The sequence below is a fragment of the Roseicyclus persicicus genome, assembly GCF_012395815.1.
GTDB classification, from domain to species: domain Bacteria; phylum Pseudomonadota; class Alphaproteobacteria; order Rhodobacterales; family Rhodobacteraceae; genus Roseicyclus; species Roseicyclus persicicus.
In genome coordinates this window covers 97,638-110,539 of the sequence record NZ_JAAZQQ010000002.1, presented here as the reverse complement: position 1 = coordinate 110,539, position 12,902 = coordinate 97,638, and the positions used below count along the sequence as shown (strand labels likewise).

The following is a 12,902-nucleotide window of genomic DNA, read 5'->3' as shown; positions in this document are numbered from 1 at the left end:
AGATCCGCTTCAATCGCTTGGACGTGCGCGACCGCACCGACCTCAGACCGGCATCAACGCCCAATAATCGAGGTCGAGCAGCACGTGGGGCAGGTATTTCCCCTCGGCGTCCTTCAGCTCGCCCGCGCGCCCGTCCTCGTTCACCGCGACCAGCCGCAGCCGGATCGCGCCGACGCCCGGCGCGGCCGTCTCGGCCACGTCCAGCACCTCGGACCAGGCGCGCAGCGTGTCGCCGGCGAAACAGGGGTTCGCGTGGCTGCCGCCGTTGATCGCGACGATCATCTGCGCGTTGGCGAGGCCATTGAACGACAGGGCGCGCGCCATCGACATGACATGGCCGCCATAGATCAGCCGCCGCCGGTCGGCGCGGGGGGTCACGTCGAAATGGGTCTTGGACGTGTTCTGCCAGAGCCGCGTCGCCATCATGTGCTCCGCTTCCTCGATCGTCACGCCGTCGACGTGGTCGATCACCTCGCCCACCGCGTAGTCGCCGAGGCGGTGGCGTTCGCCGGCCAGGGTCGGGTCGTAATGGGTGAAGTCGATCCCCTCGGGCAGGATCAGCGTGGCCGGGTCCACGACCCTTGCCAGCGTCGGCACGACGGTCTCGGGCGCGGGCGCGTCGAGGTCGTTCTTGCGCACCATCACCCAGCGCACGTAGTCAAGCACGACCGAGCCGTGCTGGTTCCGCCCCTCGGTGCGGACGTAGACGACGCCGGTCTTGCCGTTGGAGTTCTGCTTGAGCCCGATCACCTCGGACCGCGCCGACAGGGTGTCGCCGGGCCACACGGGCTGGTGGAACCGGCCCTCGGCATAGCCCAGGTTCGCCACCGCGTTCAGCGACACGTCGGGCACCGATTTGCCGAACACCGTGTGAAAGGTGATCATGTCGTCGACGGGGCTGGAGGCCAGGCCGCAGGCGCGGGCGAACTCGTCCGAGGAATAGATGGCATGCCGCGCCGGGTAGAGCGCGTGATAGAGCGCCCGCTCGCCGCCCGACACGGTGCGGGGCACGGCGTGGTCGATCACCTGCCCGACGCGGTAATCCTCGAAGAAGCGGCCGGGGTTGGTCTTGGTCATCGGTCGGTCGTCCCTCGGCATGTCATTGCGCCCCGAGCTTCATGTCGGGGCTGTAGGGGCCCTCGATCTCCTTGGTGACGGCCTGCCCGCAGCGCATCACGCCGCGGGCCGCGTCGAAGGACATGACCGGGGAGCCATGCAGCTCCCACCCCTTCGACAGCGCCTCGGAGACCTTATGGCAGAAGGCCGAGGTGTCGTCCTCGGTGAGCAGTCGGTAGATCTTCATGGGGTCACATCGGGAAAGGGTAGTAACCGAGCCAGGTGTGGATCGCCGCGACGATCCCGTAGATCACGGCACCGACGACGAAGGCGATGACGTCGTTCTTCACCGAGGCGTTGGCGGGCCGTGTCCAGGTCGGTTCGGCGCGGTTGATCAGGATCACCGACACCACCGCCCAGGCCAGCATGGCGCCGAACAGCAGGATCGAGGCGAGGTCGCCGTTCACCAGCAGGTGCGCCACCGCCCAGGATTTCACCCCGGTCAGCTGCTTGTGCCGCACCTTGGCCGACAGGGTGCCGGGGATCGAGGACAGGGCGAAGAACCAGAACCCGATCAGCACCAGCAGGTTCGCGATATGCGTCATGAAGGCCGGCGGCACCCAGACGTTCACGAAGCCCGCGTTGCGGTAGCCGATCACCATCAGAACGAGGCCCGCCAGCATCAGCAGCGCGACCAGCCCCTTGCCCTTGTCGCCCATGGCGGCGCGTTTCGCGGGCGCGAGGCGCTTGAACCAGTGTCCACCCACGAACAGCGCGATCCCGAGGATCAGAAGAATATAGCCCATCATGCAGCCTCCCCTTCGGCGATGGCGTCGGCCTTGGCGAGCGTCGCCCTTGCCGTGTCGACGTGCAGGTTCTCGACGATCTTGCCGTCCACGACGGCGACGCCCTGGCCCTGCGCCTTCGCTTCCTCGTAGGCCGCGATCTGGCGCCGCGCCAGCGCGATTTCCTCGGGGGACGGCGCGAAGGCCGCATTGGCGATGGCGACCTGCGCCGGGTGGATCAGCGTCTTGCCGTCGAAGCCGAAATCGCGCCCCTCGGCGCATTCGGCGGCGAGGCCCTCCTCGTCCTTGAAGGCGTTGTAGACGCCGTCGACGCAGACGATCCCCGCCGCGCGCGCCGCCAGCAGGCAGTGCTGCAGCGCGGTGTGCATCGCGGCGCGGGTGCGGCTGCCGAGTTCCTTGGCGAGGTCGTTGGTGCCCATCACGAAGCCCGCCATCCGCGGCGCCCGCGCGATGGCGGCGGCGTTCAGGATGCCCGCGGGCGTCTCCATCATCGCCCAGAGCCGGGTTGCGCGGGCCGCCGGAATGGCGTCGAGCCGGGCGGCCACCGCCGCCACGTCCTCGACCGAGCCGACCTTGGGCAGCAGGATCGCCTCGGGTCCGATCGCGGCGATCGCGTCCAGGTCGTCGGCACCCCAGGGCGTGTCCATGCCGTTGATCCGCACGATCTGCGCGCGGCCGCCATAACCGCCCTCGGCCAGACGGGTGGCCAGCAGCGCGCGGGCGTTCACCTTCTCGTCGGCCGCCACCGCGTCCTCGAGGTCGAAGATGATGGCGTCGACGGGCAGGTCCCTGGCCTTGTCCAACGCCCGGTCGCGGGAGCCGGGAATGTACAGCACGGAGCGGTAGGGGCGGGCGCGCAGGTCCATCGGCCATCTCCTTCGGGCAGGGTCGCGGGCGGCTTTGGAGGCGTGAGGGACCACAGCTTCGCCGCAAAAGCAAGATACAGGACGCCGCGGCGCAGCAAAAAAGTTGCGCAAAGATGACGCGTCACGAAAGAAAACGGCTGCGGGTGCAACCTTTCATTCAAAGTTAACCGCTGTCGTGCAACCTTGGGTGTATCGCCACCCGGGGGATCACCTTGGGCGCGGATGGTCGGAGACGGGCGCATCGGGGCCGCCTTTCACCGCGCCTCCGCGCGCCGCAAGCGGGAAAGGCAGACGGATGATACAGGCCCGAAACTTCCTCCTCGCCGGGCTGGCGGCGGGCACCCTCCTCGGCACGGCCGGCGCGGGCCAGGCGCAGCAGGCGCACACAATGATCTGCGGCCAGCGCGAGCATGTGGTGGGCACGCTGGAGGCCCGCTTCGGCGAGCAGGTCCGGTCCATGGGTCTCGCGCCGCAGAACCGCATCGTCGAGGTCTTCGTGTCCGAGGAAACCGGCAGCTGGACGATCACCGTCACCTCGGCGGATGGCACCACCTGCCTGATGGCCTCGGGCCAGCATTACGAAAGCTTCGCGCCGGTCCCGGCGGGCGAACCGCTCTAGGTCAGCCCGTCCCACAGCAGCTTGAGGCCGGTCAGCACAAGCGCCGTGTAGGCCACGGCAAAGAACACTCGGTCGGGAATGGCCTTGTGCGCCCGCATCCCGATCCAGGCCCCCAGCAGCGCCACGGGAATCAGCGTGGCGCTGGCACCGAGCAGCGACCAGGTAAACAGGCCCATCCAGGTGTAGATGCCGGCCTTGAGCGCGTTCACCACCCAGAACACGATGACCGAGGTCGCGTGGTAGCGCGTCTTGTCGATGCCGCCCTGCCCCAGCATGAACATCGCGAACGGCGGCCCGCCGGCGTGGGCGACGAAGCTGGTGAATCCGACGCCGGTGCCCGCGATCCAGCCCTTGCGCCGGTCGAAGCCGCCCGCGCGCGGCCCGATCCAGCCGCGGGCCAGCGCTAGCCGGAACAGCGGGAAGCCGACGGCCAGCAGCCCGATCAGCACCCGGATCCCGTCGCTCGACACCACGTGGAACAGGAGCGCGCCCAGCGCCAGCCCGGGCAGCGCGCCCAGCAGGATCGCCTGCGCCGAGGGCGCATCCCAGCGGCCCCAGAAGGCGCGCACCGCCGCCACGTCGATGGCCATCAGCACCGGCAGCATCAGGGCGAGCGCCACCCCCGGCTCTACCACCACGGCGAGAATCGCGGAACTGGCGAACCCCAGCGACCCGCCGAAGCCGCCCTTGGAAATCCCGGCCAGAAGCGCGCCCAGCGCCGCCAGCGCATACACCCACCCCTCGAGCACGGGCTCTCCTTTCCCAAGGCTTTCAGCGGCTTGCCCGCGGCGATGCACCGGGTGGGGCCTCTGGGGCTTTCCGCCGCGCCGCGGCAGGCTTGCGCGAGTCACACGGCGGGGCTACCCCAAGCGCCGATAGCAACGAGGGACTTGGAGATCAATCTCATGGCCAGACCCAAGATCGCGCTGATCGGCGCCGGGCAGATCGGGGGCACGCTCGCCCATCTCGCCGCGCTGAAGGAACTGGGCGATGTCATCCTGTTCGACATCGCCGAGGGCGTGCCGCAAGGCAAGGCGCTCGACATCGCCGAGTCGGGCCCGTCCGAGAAGTTCGACGCGAAGCTGAAAGGCACCAACGATTACGCCGACATCGCGGGCGCCGATGTCTGCATCGTCACCGCCGGCGTGCCGCGCAAGCCCGGCATGAGCCGCGACGACCTGCTCGGCATCAACCTCAAGGTGATGAAGTCGGTCGGCGAAGGCATCCGCGACAACGCCCCCGACGCCTTCGTGATCTGCATCACCAACCCGCTCGACGCGATGGTCTGGGCGCTGCGCGAGTTCTCGGGCCTGCCGCACCACAAGGTCTGCGGCATGGCCGGCGTGCTCGACTCGGCCCGCTTCCGCCACTTCCTCGCCGAGGAGTTCGAGGTCTCGATGAAGGACGTCACCGCCTTCGTCCTCGGCGGCCACGGCGACACGATGGTGCCCTCGGTCCGCTACTCCACCGTCGCCGGCATCCCGCTGCCCGACCTCGTGGAGATGGGCTGGACCACCAAGGACAAGCTCGACGCCATCGTCCAGCGCACCCGCGACGGCGGCGCCGAGATCGTCGGCCTGCTCAAGACCGGCTCGGCCTACTATGCGCCGGCGACCAGCGCCATCGAGATGGCCGAGGCGTATCTCAAGGACCAGAAGCGCGTCCTGCCCTGCGCCGCGTACTGCGACGGCGAGTTCGGGCTCAAGGGTCTCTACGTGGGCGTGCCCACGGTGATCGGCGCCGGCGGCATCGAGCGCATCGTCGAGATCAAGCTGACCAAGGACGAACAGACCATGTTCGACAACTCGGTCAATGCCGTGAAGGGCCTCGTGGACGCCTGCAAGGCGATCGACGGCAGCCTGTCCTGATGCCTTCGGCGGCGGCCCCGCGCCTGCAGGGCCGCCGCCCGTGACCCGCCCGTCCTCGCCCTACCTCGCCCCCGGTTTCTACGACCGCGCGCTGGCCGAGGGGCGCCACCGCGATATCGTCGGCGGGCGCTGGGACGAGACCGGGCGGCTGCAGCTGGCGCTGTTGCAGGCGCAGGGGATGCAGCCCCACCACACCCTCATCGACATCGGCGCGGGATCGCTACGGCTGGGCTGCAAGGCGGTGCCGTATCTCGACCCCGGCCGCTACTGGGGCACGGACGCGAGCCGCGCGCTGATGCTGCGCGGGCGCGAGGCGGAGCTGGCCGACCCGGGGCGGCTGCCCGAGGATCACCTGGTGGAGGACTCCGGGTTCGCCTTTCCGGGCCTGCCGGACGACCCCGATTTCGTGCTCGCCTTCGGGGTTTTCACGCATCTGCCGCCCGCGGTGACGGCGCAGGCGCTTGCGCGGATCGGCGCGCGCTGGGGCGGGCGGGCGGTGGTCCTGTTCACCGTGTTCCTCGCCCCCGAGGGGCAGGCGGGGCCGCTGCGCCAGCCCGACGGGGTGGTCACCCATGCGGACCGGCCGCCCTATCATGTGACCGAGGCGGCGCTGCTCGCGATGGGTGAGGCGGCGGGGCTGACGCTCCAGCGGCTCCCCGACCGGCTGCCCCGCGGCCAAGTGCTGTGGCGCGCCTGAGGGGCGCGTTTTCCTCGAGGAAAACGCACCGAAAAACTCGAGTTTTTCGGTGCGGAAACCTCGAGGTTTCCGCCCCCCGTTGACATCCGCCGCGCCCCGGCCCCTGATCCCCCGACCGACAGGAGGGACACCATGCGAGACTTCGACGCCGAACTGGAAACGCGGCTCTGCCGTTACGCCGCCATCGACAGCCAGTCCGACATGGACAGCAAGGCGACCCCCTCGACCGCGATCCAGCACGCCATGCTCGACCTCATGGTGCAGGAACTGCAGGAGATCGGCGCCGCCGCGGTCACCAAGACCCCCTACGGCACCGTCCTTGCCACCATCCCCGGCAACCGCCCCGGGCCGACCATCGGCTTTCTCGCCCATGTCGACACCGCGCCGCAGTTCCACGCCGAGGGCGTGAAGCCCCGCGTCATCCGCGGCTACAACGGCGGCGCGATCACCTTCCCCGACGCCCCCGACCTGACCCTGACGCCCGAGGATTTCCCCTACCTCGCCGGCAAGATCGGCGAGGACATCGTGACCGCCTCGGGCACCACGCTGCTGGGCGCCGACGACAAGGCCGGCATCGCCATCATCATGACCGCCGCGCGGCACCTGCTGCAGAACCCCGACCTGCCGCGGCCCACCATCCGCATCGCCTTTACCCCCGACGAGGAGATCGGCCGCGGTGTCGACCCGCGCCTGCCCAAGGACCTCGGCGTCGACTTCGCCTACACCTTCGACGGCGGCGATGCGGGCGAGGTGGTCTACGAGACCTTCAGCGCCGATTTCTGCGTCGTCACCGTCACCGGCGTGTCGATCCACCCCGGCGAGGCGACCGGCAAGCTGGTGAACGCGATCCACCTCGCCTCGCGCATCGTCGAGACCCTGCCGCAGGCGACCATGACCCCCGAGACCACCGCCGACCGCGAGGGGTTCATCCACGCCGTCGACATGAAGGGCAGCGCCGACCGCATGGTGGTGCGCTTCATCCTGCGCGATTTCGAGCGCGCGGGGCTGGCGGCCAAGGGCGACCTCGTCCGGCAGGTTTGCGCCGCCATCGCGGCGACGGAGCCACGCGCGAAGATCGATGTCGAGATCACGCCGCAGTACCGCAACATGCGCTACTGGCTGGAGGACGACATGACGCCCGTCGACCTCGCCCGCGACGCGCTGCGCGAGATCGGGGTGGAGCCGGTCGAGGCCGTGATCCGGGGCGGCACCGACGGCTCGCGCCTGACGGAAATGGGCGTGCCCTGCCCCAACCTGTTCACCGGGATGCAGAACGTGCACGGGCCGCTGGAATACGTCTCGGTGCAGGACATGGCGCTGGCGACGCGGCTGATGCTGAGCATCGCGGCCCGCGCCGCCGCCTGAGTCGCACCGGCATACCACGGCATACGACCGTTACCGCAAACTTGTGATCACACGTTTTCTGGCTGTGATCACAAATGTCGCTTTTTTCGCGGATTGCCCTGTCCTGCGGCAGAATGCCGTTTCATTGCGCCCTTGGGTTGTGGTTATGCCGGGTCAAACACCACCAAGGACGGGACAGTTTCATGAACATTCATGAATACCAGGCGAAGGCACTCCTTCGTCAGTACGGCGCACCGGTCAGCGATGGCCGGGTGGTTCTGAAGGCCGAGGAGGCCAAGACCGCGGCGGGCGAACTGGACGGCCCGCTGTGGGTGGTCAAGGCGCAGATCCACGCCGGCGGCCGCGGCAAGGGCAAGTTCAAGGAAGCCGACGCCGGCGAGAAAGGCGGCGTCCGCCTGGCCAAGTCGGTCGAGGAAGCCGCCGACGAGGCCAAGAAGATGCTCGGCCGCACGCTGGTGACGCACCAGACCGGCCCCGCGGGCAAGCAGGTCAACCGCATCTACATCGAGGACGGCTCGGGCATCGAGCGCGAGCTCTACCTCGCGCTGCTGGTCGACCGTGGCTCCAGCCGCATCTCCTTCGTCTGCTCGACCGAGGGCGGCATGGACATCGAGGAGGTCGCGGCCCACACGCCCGAGAAGATCCTGTCCTTCGCCGTCGACCCGGTGACGGGCTACCAGCCCTACCACGGCCGCCGCATCGCCTTTGCCCTCGGGCTCGAGGGCAAGCAGGTCAAGGAATGCGTCTCGCTGATGGGCCTGCTCTACAAGGCCTTCGTCGAGAAGGACATGGAGATGCTGGAAATCAACCCGCTGATTGTGACCGACGGCGGCTCCCTCAAGGTGCTCGACGCCAAGCTCGGCTTCGACGGCAACGCGCTTTACCGCCAGCCCGACATCATGGCGCTGCGCGACGAGACCGAGGAAGACTCCAAGGAGCTTCAGGCCTCCAAGTACGACCTCAACTACATCGCGCTGGATGGCGAGATCGGCTGCATGGTGAACGGCGCGGGCCTGGCCATGGCGACGATGGACATCATCAAGCTGTATGGCTCGGAACCGGCCAACTTCCTCGACGTGGGCGGCTCGGCCACCAAGGAGAAGGTGACCGAGGCGTTCAAGATCATCACCTCGGACCCGAACGTGAAGGGCATCCTGGTCAACATCTTCGGCGGCATCATGCGCTGCGACATCATCGCCGAGGGCGTGGTGGCCGCGGTCAAGGAGGTGGGCCTGCAGGTGCCGCTGGTGGTGCGCCTCGAGGGCACCAACGTCGAGAAGGGCAAGGAGATCATCAACGCCTCCGGGCTGAACGTGATCGCCGCCGACAACCTGTCCGACGCCGCCGCCAAGATCGTCAAGGCGGTCAAGGGCTGATCCGGGGCCATCGGCCGATGCGCGTGATCCAGATCCATGCCGGCATCCACAAGACCGGGTCGACGGCGCTCCAGCACCGGCTGGCGCGGCTCGCCCCGGATCTGGCCGGCCATGGCATCGCGCTGCCCGGGTTCGGGCCGCGCGGGCAGGGTCATCACGCGCTCTCCGCGTTCCAGCACGAGCCCGAGGCCTGCGCGCGGGCCTGGGCCCGGGTCGCCCGCAGCCTGCGGGCGACCGACGCGCCGCGGGTGCTTCTGAGTTCCGAGCACTTCATCTCGGCCGAGCCCGAGGCGCTTAAGGCGGCGCTGGACGGGCTCGGGCCGCACGAGGTCCGGCTGCACTTCTACGTGCGGCCGCATGTCGGCCTGTTCACCTCGCTCTACCTGCAGCGGATCAAGGCCGGCGTGGTCCGCACCGGGCCGGTCGAGGTCGCGCATGGCTATGCCAGCCGGCCCGAGTTCGACTACGTGCCGGCGATCGAGCGCTACATCGACGTGTTCGGCCCCGAGGCCGTGCGCGTGCGCGAATTCGACCCCGCCCGCTTCGAGGGCGGCAGCCTGATGGCCGACGCCTGGGCCTTCCTCGACCTGCCGGCCGCGCTGCGCGACCGGGCGCTGGCCGAGGGCGACGCGGTGCTCAACCCCAGCCCCTCGGCCGAACAGGCGGCGCTGCTGTTCGCCGTGGCGGCCCGGCTCCGCGCCGCGATGGCCCGGCGGCTCGACCCGCAGGTCCTGCGTCGCAGCCTCGCGGCGCTGTTCGGCGAACTCTGCGCGCGCCTCGCCGACCCGGCGACGCGCTACCGGCTGCCGCTGACCCTGCAGGAGGCCATCGCCGAAAGCGCCGGACCCGCGCGGGCGGGGTTTGCCCGGCGGCTCGACCGGCCGGCGAGCGACGCCTTCCTGCACGAGCCCCTGCAGCGCCCCGACCCGATCGCCCCGGTGCCCTTCGAGGCGGTCGCGGCCAGCCTGTCGGCCACCGCCGCGGCGGCGACCCGGCGCGGCTGGGCCGCCGTGGCCCGGTCGATCGACCATCTCACCGCCGAGCTGCGCCCCGCCGACGGGGCGCTGCTGCGGCTGGACGGGCTCGCCCCGCTGCAATCGGAGGGGCTGGCATGACCCGCGCGCTCTGGTCCGTCCTGCACGCCGTCGGCGCGGCGCTGTTCCTGATCCTGATCGCGGCGCGGATCGCCCAGGCCGGCAGCCCGCCGTCCACCGCCGACCTCGCCATCGGCGCCTTTGCCGAGACCTGCACCGTGCGCGGCCTGACCGCGGCCGAGGCCGAGGACCGGATGCGCGCCTACGTCGCCGCGCAGGGCGGCGCGGGCCTGCCCTTCGCGCTCGATTTCTACGACATCACGCTGGAGCCGACCGACCGGCCCGTCACGCCGGGCACCGACCGGCGCTGCGAGGTGGCGTTTCCCGGCAACCACACCCGCCCCGCGACCGAGGCGCTGGTGGCGCTGATGGAGCGGCCGCCGGTCTTCGGCCAGGCGATCCCGCTGCCGATCACCCATTCCCCCGTCTCGGGCACGGCCTTCATCGAGGGCCGCCAGCTGAACCCCCGCGTCGCCGCGGTGGTCCATGTCGGCACGCGCCGGACCGAGGCGGGACTCGAGACCTTCCTGAACGTGGAGCGGCTCCGGCCCTCCCAGACCGACCAGAACTGAGGAGAAAGACGCGATGGCCGTCCTCGTCGACGAGAACACCAGGGTTATCTGCCAGGGCTTCACCGGCAGCCAGGGCACCTTCCATTCCGAGCAGGCCATCGCCTACGGCACCAAGATGGTGGGCGGCGTCACGCCCGGCAAGGGCGGCATGACCCACCTCGACCTGCCGGTCTTCAACTCGGTGCACGAGGCGCGCCATGCCACGCAGGCGAACGCCACCGTGATCTACGTGCCGCCGCCGTTCGCCGCCGACTCGATCCTCGAGGCGATCGACGCCGGGATGGAGCTGATCGTCTGCATCACCGAGGGCATCCCGGTGCTCGACATGATGAAGGTCAAGCGCGCGCTGCAGGGCACGTCCTCGCGGCTGATCGGGCCGAACTGCCCGGGCGTCATCACGCCGGGCGCCTGCAAGATCGGCATCATGCCCGGCCACATCCACCGCCGCGGCAAGGTCGGCGTCGTGTCCCGCTCGGGCACGCTGACCTACGAGGCCGTCAAGCAGACGACCGACGTGGGCCTGGGCCAGTCGACCTGCGTCGGCATCGGCGGCGACCCGATCAAGGGCACCGAGCACCTGGACGTGCTGGAGTGGTTCCTGGCCGATGACGAGACCGAGGCGATCATCATGATCGGCGAGATCGGCGGCTCCGCCGAGGAAGAAGCCGCCCAGTTCCTCGCCGACGAGAAGAAGCGCGGCCGCTGGAAGCCGACCGCGGGCTTCATCGCCGGCCGCACCGCCCCTCCGGGCCGCCGCATGGGCCACGCGGGCGCCATCGTCGCCGGCGGCAAGGGCGGCGCCGAGGACAAGATCGAGGCGATGAAGGCCGCGGGCATCGTCGTCGCCGACAGCCCCGCGGGGCTGGGCGAGGCCGTGCTCAAGGCCATCGGCTGAGAAACGGGTGTCGGGTGTCCCGCGGGGGACACCCGGCTGCCTGACCGACACCGGAGACGAGGGAGGAGCGTAGACGACAGACCCGCACACGACCCGCGACGGACCGCGTGCAAGCGGCGCGACAGGGGCCCGGACCCGGACCCCTTTCCCGACGCTTCAGGACCCGCAGACAAGGCCCGACGGATGACAGACCAGACCCCCTTCGCCCCGGCCCGGGGGCAGCCCGGCCACCGCGACCTGCGGCAGGCCGCGCTGCGCGTGGGCCATGCCGCTGGGGCCGCGGGGCTGCTCGCGCTGGCCGCGGCGCTGAGCCTCGGGCTGCCGGCACGGGCGCAGGGAACCGCGGTCGACCTGTCGACGCCGCTGGGGCAGGCCGTGGCGCTCTGCACCGACCCGATGACGACCGGCGCGGCCAAGGCGGCGCAGGTCGCGGCCTCCGGCTGGACGCGCGTGGCGGCGGAGGACGCCGACCTCGCGGCGCTGGCCGGGGCGCATGTCGGCTCGATTCTCGGCGAGGACGCGCCGGTGCCCGCGATGCTGGAACTGGTGCCGCAGCTGGCGGCGAATTTCGGCGCGCTGGTCGCGGCGGGCGACCTCGGCGTCTGGACGCAGGGCGGGGCGATCCTTGCGCTGGCCCACGCCGACGGCGCCGACGGCGAGCGGCTGAGCTGCTACTTCGCGGGCCCGGCCGGCGCCGGGATCGAAGGCTACTGGGATACCGCCACGGCGCCCGAGCCGATGCCGCAGTCGGGCACGGTCGGCACGATCTTCAGCGGCACGGTGACCAACACCCGCGACGGGCTGACCTACGACGAATACCAGCTCTACCTGCGGGTGGCCGACGACCTGACGGCGCTGCCCGAAAGCTTCCGCTACGAGCGGCTGGAGGTCCCCGCGCAATGACCCGCCTGCCCCGCCCGATCCCGGCCAGCGAGGCGCCCGCGCGGACGCGGCGGCTGTGGCGCGCGGTCCATGCCGCCGGGGCGCTGGGGCTGGCGGCGCTGGCTGCGGCGCTGTTCGCCGGCCTGCCGGCGCGGGCGCAGGAGACGGGCGAGCTTGGCTTCGACGCGACGCTGCCGTCGATCGACGCCTGCCTGCAGGCGCATTTCGACCCGGACCGCTATGCCGCGGACCTGGCCGCCGAGGGCTGGCTGCCGCTGCCCGAGGCCGACCGCGCGGCCGCCGTCGCCGCCATCGCCGACGCCAGCGCCCCCCTGTGGGACAGCGACTTCGACTGGAGCGCCGCGGATGCCGGCGCGCAGCGCGCCGCGGCGCAGGCCGAGATCGCCGCCTATGCCGAGGGCCGGCGCCTGTTCACCCACCCCGACGGCGCGCTGTTGCTGCTGGCCGGCGACAGCGCCGATGACGGCGCGCGGCGGATCCGCTGCATGAGGGCCACGTCCGGCACCACGATGGACGCGGGTATCGACATCATCGCCACCATGTTCGGCGCCGAGACCCCGGTGCCCGAGCAGGCGCCCGGCATCCGCACCACGGTGCTGTCGCCGATCCCCTACGAGCCGGGGATCGACCTGTCCTTCTACATCGCCAGTGCCGCCCCCGACCCCGCGCCCGAGCCGCCGCTCGGGGCCAACGAGGTCTTCATCATCGAACTGATGTTTTCCCCCGACGCGCCCAGCCAGTGAGAGCGCCGCCCCATAACCCGTCCCTCGAGCGAGGACCGACCC

General features: G+C 70.6%; 15 protein-coding genes. 10 read left to right on the top strand and 5 right to left on the bottom strand.

From position 1 onward, the window contains the following. Window positions 1–42: 42 nt before the first annotated feature. From HCU73_RS05760 to HCU73_RS05745, 4 genes are read right to left on the bottom strand one after another with little or no spacing between them, the layout of a single operon-like run. On the bottom strand, window positions 43–1,077 hold the full coding sequence (locus tag HCU73_RS05760; protein WP_168622482.1) for a MaoC family dehydratase: 1,035 nt from the start codon (window positions 1,075–1,077) through the stop codon (window positions 43–45). Window positions 1,078–1,099: 22 nt separating this feature from the next. Further along, a complete protein-coding gene (locus tag HCU73_RS05755; RefSeq protein WP_168622481.1) occupies window positions 1,100–1,303 on the bottom strand; it encodes a DUF1737 domain-containing protein in 204 nt (67 codons plus the stop codon). A 4-nt stretch (window positions 1,304–1,307) separates the two neighbouring features. Further along, window positions 1,308–1,862, bottom strand: coding sequence for an NnrU family protein (locus HCU73_RS05750; RefSeq protein ID WP_338051991.1), 555 nt, complete (start codon window positions 1,860–1,862; stop codon window positions 1,308–1,310). Further along, the gene (locus tag HCU73_RS05745; RefSeq protein WP_168622479.1) at window positions 1,862–2,728 is read right to left on the bottom strand and encodes an HpcH/HpaI aldolase/citrate lyase family protein; all 867 of its coding nucleotides are present in this window, start codon (window positions 2,726–2,728) and stop codon (window positions 1,862–1,864) included. The genes HCU73_RS05750 and HCU73_RS05745 overlap by 1 nt, the downstream gene beginning before the upstream one ends. 295 nt (window positions 2,729–3,023) lie before the next feature. Here HCU73_RS05745 and HCU73_RS05740 point away from each other — a divergent pair, with 295 nt between their 5' ends. After that, window positions 3,024–3,347, top strand: coding sequence for a hypothetical protein (locus tag HCU73_RS05740; RefSeq protein ID WP_168622478.1), 324 nt, complete (start codon window positions 3,024–3,026; stop codon window positions 3,345–3,347). Here HCU73_RS05740 and HCU73_RS05735 read toward each other — a convergent pair. Then, window positions 3,344–4,096 carry a TSUP family transporter gene (locus HCU73_RS05735; protein WP_168622477.1) on the bottom strand — a complete coding sequence of 251 codons (753 nt, stop codon included), beginning with the start codon at window positions 4,094–4,096 and terminating at the stop codon, window positions 3,344–3,346. The genes HCU73_RS05740 and HCU73_RS05735 overlap by 4 nt on opposite strands. Before the next feature lie 156 nt (window positions 4,097–4,252). Between HCU73_RS05735 and mdh the strand changes: the two genes are divergently transcribed. The 9 genes from mdh to HCU73_RS05690 all read left to right on the top strand — a co-directional run bounded on the left by mdh (window position 4,253) and on the right by HCU73_RS05690 (window position 12,860). Then, complete coding sequence (mdh, locus tag HCU73_RS05730) at window positions 4,253–5,215, top strand: malate dehydrogenase (RefSeq protein WP_168622476.1); 963 nt, start codon at window positions 4,253–4,255, stop codon at window positions 5,213–5,215. A 40-nt stretch (window positions 5,216–5,255) separates the two neighbouring features. Continuing rightward, on the top strand, window positions 5,256–5,912 hold the full coding sequence (locus HCU73_RS05725) for a class I SAM-dependent methyltransferase (RefSeq protein ID WP_168622475.1): 657 nt from the start codon (window positions 5,256–5,258) through the stop codon (window positions 5,910–5,912). Window positions 5,913–6,044: 132 nt separating this feature from the next. Further along, window positions 6,045–7,277: a peptidase T gene (gene pepT / locus HCU73_RS05720; protein WP_168622474.1), complete on the top strand. Its 1,233-nt coding sequence runs from the start codon at window positions 6,045–6,047 to the stop codon at window positions 7,275–7,277. A 182-nt stretch (window positions 7,278–7,459) separates the two neighbouring features. Further along, window positions 7,460–8,653 (top strand): ADP-forming succinate--CoA ligase subunit beta, encoded by a 1,194-nt coding sequence (gene sucC, locus HCU73_RS05715; RefSeq protein WP_168622473.1) that lies wholly within the window; start codon window positions 7,460–7,462, stop codon window positions 8,651–8,653. A 17-nt stretch (window positions 8,654–8,670) separates the two neighbouring features. Beyond that, complete coding sequence (locus HCU73_RS05710) at window positions 8,671–9,768, top strand: hypothetical protein (RefSeq protein WP_168622472.1); 1,098 nt, start codon at window positions 8,671–8,673, stop codon at window positions 9,766–9,768. Further along, window positions 9,765–10,319 (top strand): hypothetical protein, encoded by a 555-nt coding sequence (locus HCU73_RS05705; protein WP_168622471.1) that lies wholly within the window; start codon window positions 9,765–9,767, stop codon window positions 10,317–10,319. The genes HCU73_RS05710 and HCU73_RS05705 overlap by 4 nt, the downstream gene beginning before the upstream one ends. Window positions 10,320–10,332: 13 nt before the next feature. Then, window positions 10,333–11,214, top strand: a complete 882-nt coding sequence (gene sucD / locus HCU73_RS05700; protein WP_168622470.1) for a succinate--CoA ligase subunit alpha — start codon at window positions 10,333–10,335, stop codon at window positions 11,212–11,214. 183 nt (window positions 11,215–11,397) lie between these two features. Further along, complete coding sequence (locus tag HCU73_RS05695; RefSeq protein ID WP_168622469.1) at window positions 11,398–12,117, top strand: hypothetical protein; 720 nt, start codon at window positions 11,398–11,400, stop codon at window positions 12,115–12,117. Then, complete coding sequence (locus HCU73_RS05690) at window positions 12,114–12,860, top strand: hypothetical protein (protein WP_168622468.1); 747 nt, start codon at window positions 12,114–12,116, stop codon at window positions 12,858–12,860. Before HCU73_RS05695 ends, HCU73_RS05690 begins: the two co-directional genes overlap by 4 nt. Window positions 12,861–12,902 lie beyond the last annotated feature (42 nt).